Source organism: Actinomadura sp. WAC 06369, from assembly GCF_003947565.1.
GTDB classification, from domain to species: Bacteria; Actinomycetota; Actinomycetes; order Streptosporangiales; family Streptosporangiaceae; genus Spirillospora; species Spirillospora rifamycini.
In genome coordinates this window covers 1-11,169 of the sequence record NZ_QHJN01000219.1, presented here as the reverse complement: position 1 = coordinate 11,169, position 11,169 = coordinate 1, and the positions used below count along the sequence as shown (strand labels likewise).

The 11,169-nt window shown below is 75.3% G+C and carries 13 protein-coding genes and 3 tRNA genes; 13 read left to right on the top strand and 3 right to left on the bottom strand.

Annotated features, from left to right (window positions below; genetic code table 11):
* The 11 genes from DMH08_RS35730 to DMH08_RS35680 all read left to right on the top strand — a co-directional run.
* Positions 1-657: cellulose binding domain-containing protein (locus DMH08_RS35730; RefSeq protein WP_199748163.1), on the top strand; the 657-nt coding region annotated here is incomplete at its 5' end.
* Positions 658-679: 22 nt separating this feature from the next.
* Complete coding sequence (locus tag DMH08_RS35725; RefSeq protein WP_125620569.1) at positions 680-1,444, top strand: fumarylacetoacetate hydrolase family protein; 765 nt, start codon at positions 680-682, stop codon at positions 1,442-1,444.
* A 237-nt stretch (positions 1,445-1,681) separates the two neighbouring features.
* Positions 1,682-1,753: transfer RNA gene (locus DMH08_RS35720), tRNA-Gln, on the top strand.
* A gap of 22 nt (positions 1,754-1,775) precedes the next feature.
* A tRNA-Glu gene (locus tag DMH08_RS35715) sits at positions 1,776-1,848 on the top strand.
* A 47-nt stretch (positions 1,849-1,895) separates the two neighbouring features.
* Positions 1,896-1,968: transfer RNA gene (locus tag DMH08_RS35710), tRNA-Glu, on the top strand.
* A 106-nt stretch (positions 1,969-2,074) separates the two neighbouring features.
* On the top strand, positions 2,075-2,494 hold the full coding sequence (locus tag DMH08_RS35705; RefSeq protein ID WP_026403849.1) for a nuclear transport factor 2 family protein: 420 nt from the start codon (positions 2,075-2,077) through the stop codon (positions 2,492-2,494).
* Between the two features lie 88 nt (positions 2,495-2,582).
* The gene (locus DMH08_RS35700; protein ID WP_125620566.1) at positions 2,583-2,852 is read left to right on the top strand and encodes a hypothetical protein; all 270 of its coding nucleotides are present in this window, start codon (positions 2,583-2,585) and stop codon (positions 2,850-2,852) included.
* A 164-nt stretch (positions 2,853-3,016) separates the two neighbouring features.
* On the top strand, positions 3,017-4,078 hold the full coding sequence (locus tag DMH08_RS35695) for an SRPBCC family protein (RefSeq protein ID WP_125620564.1): 1,062 nt from the start codon (positions 3,017-3,019) through the stop codon (positions 4,076-4,078).
* A 27-nt stretch (positions 4,079-4,105) separates the two neighbouring features.
* Positions 4,106-5,665, top strand: coding sequence for a hypothetical protein (locus DMH08_RS41260; RefSeq protein ID WP_199748162.1), 1,560 nt, complete (start codon positions 4,106-4,108; stop codon positions 5,663-5,665).
* A 14-nt stretch (positions 5,666-5,679) separates the two neighbouring features.
* Positions 5,680-5,949, top strand: a complete 270-nt coding sequence (locus tag DMH08_RS35685; RefSeq protein WP_125620562.1) for a hypothetical protein — start codon at positions 5,680-5,682, stop codon at positions 5,947-5,949.
* 34 nt (positions 5,950-5,983) lie between these two features.
* Positions 5,984-6,406, top strand: coding sequence for a VOC family protein (locus DMH08_RS35680; protein WP_125620560.1), 423 nt, complete (start codon positions 5,984-5,986; stop codon positions 6,404-6,406).
* A gap of 4 nt (positions 6,407-6,410) precedes the next feature.
* Here DMH08_RS35680 and DMH08_RS35675 read toward each other — a convergent pair whose 3' ends face one another.
* Positions 6,411-6,707 (bottom strand): MazG-like family protein, encoded by a 297-nt coding sequence (locus DMH08_RS35675; RefSeq protein ID WP_125620558.1) that lies wholly within the window; start codon positions 6,705-6,707, stop codon positions 6,411-6,413.
* Between the two features lie 131 nt (positions 6,708-6,838).
* Here DMH08_RS35675 and dapF point away from each other — a divergent pair, with 131 nt between their 5' ends.
* Positions 6,839-7,840, top strand: a complete 1,002-nt coding sequence (gene dapF, locus DMH08_RS35670) for a diaminopimelate epimerase (protein ID WP_158642452.1) — start codon at positions 6,839-6,841, stop codon at positions 7,838-7,840.
* A gap of 43 nt (positions 7,841-7,883) precedes the next feature.
* On the opposite strand, the gene DMH08_RS35665 is transcribed toward dapF, so the two are convergent.
* The gene (locus tag DMH08_RS35665) at positions 7,884-9,359 is read right to left on the bottom strand and encodes a DUF6297 family protein (protein WP_125620554.1); all 1,476 of its coding nucleotides are present in this window, start codon (positions 9,357-9,359) and stop codon (positions 7,884-7,886) included.
* Positions 9,356-9,976 (bottom strand): ABC transporter ATP-binding protein, encoded by a 621-nt coding sequence (locus tag DMH08_RS35660; protein WP_125620552.1) that lies wholly within the window; start codon positions 9,974-9,976, stop codon positions 9,356-9,358. The genes DMH08_RS35665 and DMH08_RS35660 overlap by 4 nt, the downstream gene beginning before the upstream one ends.
* Before the next feature lie 54 nt (positions 9,977-10,030).
* On the opposite strand from DMH08_RS35660, the gene DMH08_RS35655 reads away from it, so the two are divergent.
* Positions 10,031-11,169, top strand: a 1,139-nt coding sequence (locus DMH08_RS35655) for a hypothetical protein (RefSeq protein ID WP_199748161.1), incomplete at its 3' end; no start/stop codon positions are given.

Sequence of the window (11,169 nt, the reverse complement as noted above, 5' to 3'; positions counted from 1 at the left end):
CTCCGGGTCGGGGAGTTCGGCGGCACCGCCGAACTCCCCGACCCGGAGGCCCCCTCGGCCCCGCCCGCGCGCACGGCCGGCGGGAGCGTGCGGGGAGTGGCCTTCGCGCTGGGGACCGGTGTGCTCGTGGTCGCCGTGGCCCTCCTCGCGGTGTTCGCCCTCGGCGACGACGGGGAGCCGGACGCCGCCCCGGCCGAGACCCGCGCGGCGACGCCCCGGGCCGCCGCCCCCGAGGGGACGAGCGGCGGCGCGGCGCCCGCGCCGACGACCGTCCCGCCGTCCGCCGGGACGTCCCCGCCGCCCGCCGGGGCGTCCGGCGGGCCCGTTGCCGGGGCGGAGCCGCCGCCGGGAGGCGACGGCGTCACGTTCCAGGTCGTCGAGGACGGCCCCGGCTACTACGAAGGCTCGTTCGTCGTCACCAACCGCACCGGGCGGCCGCTGGCGTCGTGGCGGCTGACGTTCCTGGCGCCCGGCTCGGACGTCCGCAACGTATGGGGCGGACGGCTGGTGCGGGGCGGCGAGCGGGCGGTGATCGAGAACGCGCCGGGGGCGGCGGCCGTCCCGCCGATGGGGACGGTGACGGTCCGGTTCGGCGCCGCGGGGGAGCCGGTGCCGCCCGCCGAGTGCGTCCTCAACGGCGCGGGGTGCGGCCTCTGACCGGGGTACTAGGCTCTCGACCATGCGTATCGCCAGGTTCTCCACCGACGAGGGCATGTCCTTCGGGGTGGTGGAGGAGAACACCGTCGCCGCCGTCGCGGCGCATCCGTTCGGGGAGCTCGCCTTCACCGGGCACCGGTACCCGCTCGCCGACGTCCGGCTGCTGGCCCCGATCCTGCCCAGCAAGGTCATCGCGATCGGCAAGAACTACGCCGAGCACGCCGCGGAGATGGGCGGGGAGGCCCCCGCCGAGCCGCTGATCTTCGCGAAGCCGTCGACGAGCGTGATCGGTCCGGGCGAGGCGATCGCCTACCCGGAGAAGCTGTCCGAGCGGGTCGACCACGAGGGCGAGCTCGCGCTGGTGATCGGCCGGATGTGCCGGGAGGTGCCGGCGTCCCGGGCCGCCGAGGTGATCCTCGGCTACACCTGCGCGAACGACGTCACCGCCCGCGACCTGCAGGCCCGCGACGGCCAGTGGACGCGCGCGAAGGGGTTCGACACGTTCTGCCCGCTGGGCCCGTGGATCGAGACCGAGGTCTATCCGGCGGACCTGGCGATCAGCACGACCGTGAACGGCGAGGTCCGGCAGAGCGCCCGCACGTCGCAGCTCATCCACGACATCCCGAAGCTCGTCGAGTACGTCAGCCAGGTCATGACGCTGCTGCCGGGCGACGTCATCCTCACCGGCACCCCGGCGGGCGTGGGCCCGCTGGAGGTCGGCGACGAGGTCAGCGTGACCGTCGAGAACGTCGGGACCCTCACCAACCGGGTCATCGCCCGCGACTAGCCGGCCGGATCGCGGAAGGCGCCCGGGGAGCGTCCCGGGCGCCGGTCCGGGCCGTCCGGGACCGCGTTCGGGCTGGTCCCGTGCCCGCGCGACCCGGACGGCGGGCGGCTCGAACCGTCCGCGATGGAGACGCGCGGGCGACCGTCCGCTATTCGTTTTGGTCCAAGTCCCCGACTCCTGTATTCTCATCGAGGCGCGAGCGACCGGCCCGAAAGGCAGGAAGCCCGCGTACCTCTCTGGGGTATGGTGTAATCGGCAGCACGACTGATTCTGGTTCAGTTAGTCTAGGTTCGAGTCCTGGTACCCCAGCTGCGTCCGCGAAAGCGGACAGGCCCCCGTCGTCTAGTGGCCTAGGACGCCGCCCTCTCAAGGCGGTAACGGCGGTTCGAATCCGCTCGGGGGTACACGTTCGCTTCTTCCCAGCACGACATGGGAGCGGACGGCACGTCACGCCCCCGTCGTCTAGTGGCCTAGGACGCCGCCCTCTCAAGGCGGTAACGGCGGTTCGAATCCGCTCGGGGGTACTGTCCGCGAAACCGCAGACCCACGGTCTGCGGTTTTTTCGTGTTTCCGGACCGGTGAGCGGGACGCGGACGGCGGCGCGCCCCGCGAGCGCCGTAGAGAAGAGAAATGACCTCCACGATGAGCGACCGCGAGCAGATCATCGAGCGGCTCGCCGAGATGGCCGCCGCCCTCGACCGCCGCGACTGGGACGCCGTCGGCGCGATGTTCGTCCCGGACGCCACCGGCTACGGCCGCACCGGACGGGACACGATCGTCGCCCGGGTCCGCGCGCACCTCGGCGGCTGCGGGCCGTCGCAGCACCTCCTCGGCAACCACCGCGTCGAGATCCGCGGCGACGAGGCGCGCTCCCTCACCTACGCGCGCGTCCACCACCAGGGCGAGGGGGAGGCGGCGGGGCGCGCCTACGAGTGCTTCGGCGAGTACGAGGACCACTGGACCCGGACCCCGGACGGCTGGCGCATGACCTCCCGAACGTTCACGATCTCGCACGACCTCGGCGACTTCGGCGTCCTGCGTCCGGGCTGAGCACCCCGCCGCGGACCGTCATCCGCCCTTCCCCGGACGTGTGGCGAAATGCGCGGACCGGACACCGGAACCCGGTCATGCTGCGGGCATGAAACGTTCTGGAGGGACGGCGCGCCCGTCCCGCGTCCTCCTCGCCCGCCGCCCCGCCCGCGCCGCCGTGCTGCTCGCCGCGTGCGCCGCCGTCCTGCTCACGCTGACCGCGTGCGGCGAGACCGCCACCCGGCAGTCCTTCACCGACGAGCACGGCCGCGCCTGCGCCTACGTCCTCATCGAGGAGCCCGGCGGCGACAAGGACGTCGGCGACATCGACTGCGACTTCCCGCCCGGCCACGTCCCGACCCCGGCCCCGACCGGGTAGAACGTCCAGGTCAGACCAACGTTTTACCCGAGCGTCGGGGTTCGGGTCGTTTGTCCTTCGTCGGTCGCGGTGACAGGTGGGGTGACGCCGCGCTCCCTGTGCGGACGACGGGACGGTCCGCACGCCAGGCGGGGAGCGGCCGACCGGAGCGAGAAGTGGTGACCATGGCCGAAACCAAGACGAAGGACGCGCCGGGTCTGATCGACGACCTTCCCCTCGACCAGTTCAAGGAGGCGAGCCAGGACCTCGCGCGCGCGGTGATGACGCGGGCGCTGGCGTCCGCCAACGACAGGATCCGCGACCTCACCGGACGGCTGAGCGAGAGCGCCGGGGACGGCGGCGGAGGCGGCGACGGAGACGGCGGCGGCGTCGGCAAGAAGATGCTCGCCGCCGGGGCGAAGGAGATCGCGGAGGGCAAGTCTCCGCTCCGTGCGGGGATGAGCGCCGGGATGACCGGCGCGAAGGAGAAGGTGAAGGGCGTCGCGGGCGGCCTGCTCGGCGGCGGCGACGGAGACGGCGGCGGCGGAGGCGGCAGCGAGAAAGAGGCCAAGGTCGTCAACATCGTCGAGGAGTTCGACGTCGGGCTGCCGCTGCGCACCACCTACGACCAGTGGACGCGGTTCGGCGACTACCCCTCGTTCACCAGCAAGGTCGAGAGCGTCGAGCAGGAGTCCGACGAGAAGCTCAACTGGCGTGCGCAGATCTTCCTCTCGCACCGGAGCTGGAAAGCGACGATCACCGAGCAGATCCCCGACACGCGGATCGTGTGGAAGTCCGAAGGCGCCAAGGGGTACGTCGACGGCGCCGTGACCTTCGCGGAGCTGACCCCCAACCTGACCCGCGTCCTGCTCGTCGCCGAGTACCACCCGGACGGCTTCTTCGAGAAGACCGCGAACCTCTGGCGCGCGCAGGGGCGCCGGCTGCGCCTCGAGTTCAAGCACATCAAGCGCCACATGATGACCCGCTCGGTCCTCGAACAGGACGACATCGAGGGCTGGCGCGGCGAGATCCGCGACGGCGAGGTCGTCAAGACCCACGAGGACGCCGTCAAGGAGGAGCAGGAAGCCCAGGAGAACCAGGACCAAGAGCAGAGCCAGGAACAGGACCAGGACCAGGAGCAAGACCAGGAGCAAGACCAGGACCAGGAGCAGGGTCAGAAGCAGGACGAGGGGCAAGAGCAGGAGCAGGACGCCGAGAAGGTCGAAGCGAAGAGCGGCGCCGGCTGACCGAGCGCGGACGAGGGGACCGGACCCATGGCAGACACCACGCCCGACGAGCGGTCGCGCGAGCGGGGGGAAGAACATGCCGGCGGCGCGCGCGACGTACCCGGGCCGGACCCCGACCGCCCCATCGAGCGGCGGCCGTCCAAGGGCGGGCCGGACGTGTATCTCAACGTCCCGCAGCTCAAGGTCGAGGAGATCTCCCTCGAGGTCGAGAACCTCGAGGCGCACGTGGCGCTCTCCGCACAGGTCCTCGACATGCTGAGGCTCAACGTCGGCGCCGACGTCGGCCTGGGCGCGGTCAAGCTCGACATCAAGGGCGTGGAGGCACAGGCGCTCCTGGAGGTCCGGCTCGACGAGGTGGCCGCCATCGTCGACCGCGTCCTCACCACCCTCGACCGCAACCCGCAGCTCCTCGAGCACATCGGCCGGGGCGTGGAGTCCATCGGCGCCGGTGCGGGCCGGGCCGTCGGCGAACTGGGCACGGGGGCCCGCGGCGCCGTCGAGCACGTCGGCCGGGGCGCGGGACACGCCGTCGAGGACGTCGGCGAGGGCGCCGGCGGCGCCGTCAAGGAGGTCGGCCGGGGCGCCGGAGGCGCGGTCCAGGACGTCGGCAAGGGGGCCGGCGGTGCCGTCCAGGACGTCGGCCGGGGCGCCGGGTCCGCCGTCGAGGACGTCGGCGAAGGCACCGGCGGCGCCGTGCAGGACGTCGGCCGCGGCGCCGGAGGCGCGGCCGAGCAGGTCGGCAAGGGCGCCGGAGGCGCGGCCGAGCAGGTCGGCCAAGGTGCCGGTGGTGCGGCGGAGGCGGCCGGGCAGGGCGCCGGGGGCGCGGTACAAGACGTCGGCAAGGGGGCCGGTGGCGCGGCCGCAGCAGCTGGGCAAGGTGCCGGTGGTGCTGCGGAGGCGGCCGGGCAGGGCGCCGGGGGTGCGGCCGAGCAGGTCGGCCAGGGCGCCGGGGGTGCGGCCGAGCAGGTCGGCCAGGGCCCTGGAGGCGCGGCCGAGGCGGTCGGGCAGGGGACCGGTGGTGCGGCGGAGCAGGTCGGCCGCGGGACGGGCGAGACCGCCCAGCAGGCCGGTGAAAGCGCGGGACGGGCTGCGGGAGAGGCCGGGGACACCGTCGAGAGCACGGCGGGACAGGCCGTCGAAGATGCCGAGGGCGGTCAGCCGCGCGGAACGCCGGACGAACAGCCGGCCGAGAAGCAGGCAGGCGAGGCGAGCGAGGAACCGCGCGACGAGCCGAGCGACGAGCCGAGCGATGAGTCGAGCGGCGAGTCGGGTGACGACCGGCCGGACGACCGGCCGGACGACCGGCCTGCCGACCAGACGGACGATCGGGAGTCGGCCGATCGGGATTCGGACGATCGGAAGTCGGGCGATCAGGCGGATCGGAAGTCGGATGACCAGGCGGAGGATCGGAAGTCGGGCGACCGGCCGTCCTCCGCGGACGGGGGAGACGGGAACAGCGGAAAGGGCGGGGAAGGCGCGGCGGACGACGCCACGGAGTTGCGAGGGGCGCTTCGGGAGACCGAGGAGTCCCTTCAGGAACTCGGGCGGGCGCTGATGCGCATGTTCTCCAAGCAGTCGAGCCGGTGACGGGGTGACGGACGATGGCCGGGAAGTATCCGGAGGACGAGGTCGCGGCGTCGGCGGCGATCCTCTTCCGGGCGACGGTCACGGCGGACGAGTTGCGCTTCGGGACGGTCCCGGACAGTTCGGTCGAGTTCACCGGGGACGCCGACGCCCGGTCGTCGTCGGGCAGCATCCGCAGGGGCGTTCCGGACGAGGCGCGGTCGGGAACGACCTACCGCGACGTCCACATCGACTACGCGATCGCGGCGCAGCTCGCCCAGCGGGAACGGCCCGGGCCGCCGGAGTGATCCGCGTCGTTCGATCGGTGAGCTTGGAGGGGTTGTGAGGCAGGTCGTCACGCCGATGCTGTCGTACGAGGACGTGCGGGCGGCGCTCGTGTGGCTCGGTGACGCCTTCGGGTTCCGGGAGACCGGCCGGATCACGATGCCGGACGGGACGATCGGGCACGCGGAGATGGAGACGGAGGACGGCGGCGCGATCATGCTCGCGGAGCCGACGCCCGCGTACCGTTCGCCGCGCCGGCATGCCGAGGAGTGCGCGGAGGCCGCGGCGTGGTCGTCCGTCCCGTACGTGATCGACGGCGTTCACGTGTACGTGTCGGACATCGAGGCGCATTTCGAGCGGGCGCGGGGTGCCGGGGCGGTGATCCTCGCCGAGGTCGGCGACATCGCGGTGGACGGCCGGTACCGTGCGGCCGACCTCGAGGGCCACCGCTGGATGTTCGAGGACGTCGCGGCGGGCTGACGGGTCAGACGCCGGAGCGCTCGGTGACGGCGCGCAGGCGGCGTTCGAGGTGGGCGCGGGCCGCGGCCGGGTCGTCGCCGGTGAGCGCGACGAGGGCGATCCCCGCGGTGATGATGACGTCGGCGAGTTCGTCTCGGACGTCGTCCGGGGTGCCGTGGACGCCCTTGCGCGGGTTCTGCCCGGTGACGCCGATGTACGCCTGGACGGCCTCGCCGTACTCCTCGGCGATCTTCAGGATGAGCGTCTGCTCGTCGACGCCGGGAAGGTAGCCGGTCCTGAGGCGGGCGAAGTCGTCCCACATGGCGCGTCCAGGTGTGTGCGGGGGTGTGCGGGGGTGTGACGTCGGCGATGCTAGCGGCACGGACCCGCGCGGGCCCCCGGTCGGCCGGTACGATGGTCGGATCACCCGTTTCAGCACGTCAGAGAGCCGCCATGTCGCAGTTGCCGGTCGTCAAGGTCCACGGAAACCGTAACGACATCCTCGTCGTCGACGGCGCCCCGGACGAGCTGTTCCCCGGCGGGGAGGCCGCCCGCGCGGTGCGGCGGCTGTGCGACCGCCCGGACGGGCTCGGCGCCGACGGCGTCTACTTCATCGTGGACGGCGGCGACGGCACGGCCCGCGCGTGGTTCTTCAACCCGGACGGCTCGGAGTCGCTGCTGTGCGGCAACGGGATGCGCGGCGCGGGGCGCCTGCTCCTCGACCGCCACGACGCCGGGGAGGTCGTGCTGCGCACCGGCCCGTACGACTTCACGGTCCGGGACGCGGGGACGACGCCGCACGGCGTGCGGCGGACGGCGGTGGAGCTGCCGCCGGTCGACTTCGCGCCCGCCGACCCGATCGTCGCCGGGGCCGCCGAGCCGGTCGTCGACCGGGTGCTCGGCGCCTTCCACGCGTCGCTGCCGGTCACGGCGGTGGCGGTGCCGAACTCGCACCTGGTCAGCGTCATCGGCGGCTACCGCGAGGACGAGCTGATCGAGACGGGCCTGCGGGTCGCGGACGCGCGCGGCGACTTCCCGCAGGGCGCGAACGTCAGCTTCGTCCTCCCGCTGGACGGGCGGGGCCCGGCCGACGTGTACGTGCAGACCTACGAGCGCGGCGCGGGGCTGACGCCGTCCTGCGGGTCGGGCGTGGCGGCGTCGCGCGCGGTGTGGTCGCGGCTCGGCCGGGTCGACCCGGACGTGCCCGTCCTGGTGCGGAACCCGGGCGGCCCGGCGCGGTCGTGGCTGCAGGAGGCCGACGGCCGCTGGCAGCCCGTCCTGGAGGGCAACGGCACGATCGTCTTCCGGGCGGAGGTCGAGCGGGCGTCCCTGGCGGGCGACGGCCCGCTGTCGTTCGTGCAGGAGGAAGACGAGGCGGAGCTGGCCGCGTTCGACGCCCTCTACCGGGAGAACCGCGAGATCCTCGCCGACGCCGGAGTGAAGCCCACCGCCTGACCCCGCGCCCGCTTCGCCCCTCACCGCGGGCGTCCGGCCCGGTTCAGCGGCGTGCGGCGGCCAGGTAGGCCGCCAGGACCGCGACCCCGGTGACCGCCTGGACCGCCAGGTACGGGCCGATCGCGGTCGGCGGGGCGCTCAGTGCGGCGAGCAGCGGCGCGCAGCCGAGGGCGGCGACGTCGAACCCGGTCGCGGCCCACAGGACCGGGCCGGTGGGCACGGAGCCGAACGGCGTGTCGAGGGTCGGCATGGCGTGGTCGACGGGCCGCCGCCGCGCCATCCGCAGCGCCCCGGCCGCCAGCGCGGGCGCCGCCGCCGGGCCGAACGCCCACCAGGCCGTGCCGTCCGCGATGCTCGGCGCGGCGAGGGCGAGGGTGAGCCAGGCCCCGCCGAGCAGCAGGGGCAGCACCGACCGCGCGGCCAGCGCCGCGCGGGGCGCGACGCCGAGCAGCCGCGCGAGGCCGGGGTCGTCGGCGTCCCGGCGGGCGCCCGTCGTGCCCGCCGCGGCGGCCGTCACCGCCCCGGCGCCCGCCAGGGCCGCGACCAGGGCGGGGGCGGCGCCGGCCGCGACCGCCAGCGCGGGGCCCGCGGCGGACGCGAGCAGCGCGCACAGCAGGCCCGGACGGCGCGCCAGCCTGCGCCAGTCGATCAGGGCGAGGGCCGCGGGGCGGGCCGCCCGCGCGGGCCAGGGGCGGGACCGCAGCGTCCGCCCGCGCCAGTGGGCCTCCTCGGCGATCCACGTCAGCGCGGCCGGATCGAGGCCGACCGTCGCCGCGGTCACGTGCCCCGTGCGGGTGGACGCGTCCAGGATCGAGCGCGCGGGGACCCGGTCGAGCGCCCCCCACGCGAGCCGGAGCAGCAGCGCGGCCGCGACCGCGCCGGCCACCGCGAGGGCAGGGCCCGCCGCCGGCGTCGCGTCGGCGACGGCGGCGCGCACCTCGCGGCCGGGGCCGGCGCCGAGCAGCAGCGCGGCCGCGGCGGCGGCCGTCGACCCCGCGATCAGCGCCTGCAGCCCCGTGTCCCAGGGCGGCGACGCCTGGGCGAGCACGGCCGCCGCCGCCCCGCCGACGGTCGCCGCGACGGCCGGGAGCACCGCGCCGGCCAGCGCGGCGGGCGCGTCGCCGGGCAGGCCGAGGACCGCGAGGAGCGCGACGCCGAGCACCGCCCCGGCGGCGAGCGCGAGCACCAGCAGCGTCGCGGCGCTCCGGGCGAGCACGCTGCGGCGGGGGAGCGGCGAGAGCAGCAGCCACGACGCGTCGGCGGCCGGGAGCGCCACCGGACCGAACCTGCGGGCCAGCGTGAGGAACCCCGCGTAGGCCAGCGCGACCAGGGCGAGCCCGGCCCCCGCCTGGGACGGGTCCACGTCCCGCGCGGCGGACGGCAGCACGGAACCGAGGGACCCGCCGAGCAGCGCGGCCGCGAACAGGGCCACGGCCGCGCGCGTGTACCAGTCCGTCCAGCCGGCGGACGTCCGGCGGTGCGCCCGGAGGTACCCGCGGGCGGCGCGCACCCCGCTCATCCGGCGGCCTCCAGCCTCAGCCGACGGGTGGACCAGGCGAGGTCGTCGTCGTGGGTCACCATCACCAGGGTGCCGCCCGCGACGGTGTACGCGACGAAGATCTCCTTGAGCCGGTCGCGGAAGTCGAGGTCGAGGCCGCGCTCCGGCTCGTCCAGCAGGAGCAGCCGGCTCGGCCGCACCAGCCCCATCGCCAGCGAGAGCCGCTGCCGCTGCCCGGTCGAGAGCCGCGCCGGTGCCGCGTCGTCCCGTCCGGTCAGGTCGAACAGCTCCAGCGCCGCGTCGGTGTCGAGCCGGACCTCGCCGTGCACGGCCCGCATCAGGTCGACGTGCTCGCGCACCGACAGCCACGGGTACCAGCTCGGTTCGTCCGCGATATGGACCACGTCGCGCCAGAACTCGGGCCCGTCCACCGGCCGCCGGCCGAAGACGGCCACCTCCCCGGCGGCGGGCCGCTGCAGGCCCGCCAGGCAGCGCAGCAGGGTCGACTTCCCGGCGCCGTTCGCCCCCATGATCGAGAGGAACTCGCCGCGCCGCACGTCCAGGTCGAAGCCGTCCAGGACCCGGACTCCGCCCAGCTCCACGTCGAGGCCGCGGACCGTTATGACCGTCTCGTCCACAACGAGATCCTACGTGCACCGCTTTGTCGTTGCCTGTCGTTAGCTTTCCCTGCCATGGTCGAGATTCCGGTCGAATGGCGCGAGCACCTCCATCCGCGGCGCGGCGGCGCCGCCGGGCCCGCGGCGGTCCCCGACGCGGACGCCGCGCGGCGGGCCCGCGAGGCGGAGCGCCGGGCCCGCCCGATCGCCGCGCGGATGGCGGAGCACGAACGCACCGACCCGGCGCTCGGCGAGGCCGTCGCGGCGCGGCTGGACGGCGCCCCCGACCCGGCGGGCGCGGCGGCGGTCGCGGCCGCCGCGGTGCGGTACCTCGGCGACGTCGACGCCCCCGCCTTCGTGGACGCCTGGACGCTCGACCACGGGCTCGCCTTCGCCGCGTGCGCCCTCACGGAGGCGTCGTCCATCGAGGCCGGCCCGGTGCCGGTGCGGGCGTCGTCCGGTTCCGGCGCCGTCCGGCTCGTCGCCCACGCCTCCATCGGGGACGCGCCCCGCGGGTGGGCCGGCGAGCTCCGGCGGACCACCGACGAGGACGCCTTCCCCCTGGGCCGGTGGATCGCCGACGACCGCGCGGCCAAGCGGCTCCGCGCGCTGCTGGCGGCGGCCCCCGAGGACGTGTACCGCGACGCCGTCGCCCGCGTGGCGGCGCACCGCGGCGACCCGCAGCGGCGCCGCACGGCGTCCTACCTCCTGCCGACGGAGACGCGCTGGGCGGACGAGGCGCTCGCCGAGAACGCCCACCGGCAGCCCCTCGGCCAGGACCACGTGCTCGCCTCGATGTCCACCGCCGCGCACGCCGCCCGGGTCACCTGGATGCCGGTGACGCCCGCCGTGGTCGGGACGCTGCTCGACGGGCTGGGCGCGGACGCCGTCCCGCTGCTCGACATCGCGCTGCGGCGCCGCCGCCGGCAGGGCGCCGACGACACCCGCCCGATCCTGGTGCGCGCGCTGCTGGAGACGCCGGACGAGCGGATCTTCCCCGCCCTGCTCGCCGGGATCGGCGAGCAGGGCGGGCCCGCGGCGCTGCTGGAGGCGGCCGACCGGTATCCGGCGCTCGCCGTCCGGGCGCTGGCGCCGCTGGCGGACGACGGCACGACCGACGGGCTGCGCGTGGCCGGGCTGCTGCGCGGGCTGCTGCACGCCGACCCCGCCCTGGTCGTCCCCGCGGTGGAGAAGCTGCCCCCGCCCCCGCCCGT

Bases quoted from the DNA above. Each gene is read 5' to 3' on its own strand.
- DMH08_RS35725 (WP_125620569.1), top strand. From the start codon at position 680: ATGCGTATCGCCAGGTTCTCCACCGACGAGGGCATGTCCTTCGGGGTG.
- DMH08_RS35705 (WP_026403849.1), top strand. From the start codon at position 2,075: ATGACCTCCACGATGAGCGACCGCGAGCAGATCATCGAGCGGCTCGCC.
- DMH08_RS35700 (WP_125620566.1), top strand. From the start codon at position 2,583: ATGAAACGTTCTGGAGGGACGGCGCGCCCGTCCCGCGTCCTCCTCGCC.
- DMH08_RS35695 (WP_125620564.1), top strand. From the start codon at position 3,017: ATGGCCGAAACCAAGACGAAGGACGCGCCGGGTCTGATCGACGACCTT.
- DMH08_RS41260 (WP_199748162.1), top strand. From the start codon at position 4,106: ATGGCAGACACCACGCCCGACGAGCGGTCGCGCGAGCGGGGGGAAGAA.
- DMH08_RS35685 (WP_125620562.1), top strand. From the start codon at position 5,680: ATGGCCGGGAAGTATCCGGAGGACGAGGTCGCGGCGTCGGCGGCGATC.
- DMH08_RS35675 (WP_125620558.1), bottom strand. From the start codon at position 6,707: ATGTGGGACGACTTCGCCCGCCTCAGGACCGGCTACCTTCCCGGCGTC.
- dapF (WP_158642452.1), top strand. From the start codon at position 6,839: ATGTCGCAGTTGCCGGTCGTCAAGGTCCACGGAAACCGTAACGACATC.
- DMH08_RS35665 (WP_125620554.1), bottom strand. From the start codon at position 9,359: ATGAGCGGGGTGCGCGCCGCCCGCGGGTACCTCCGGGCGCACCGCCGG.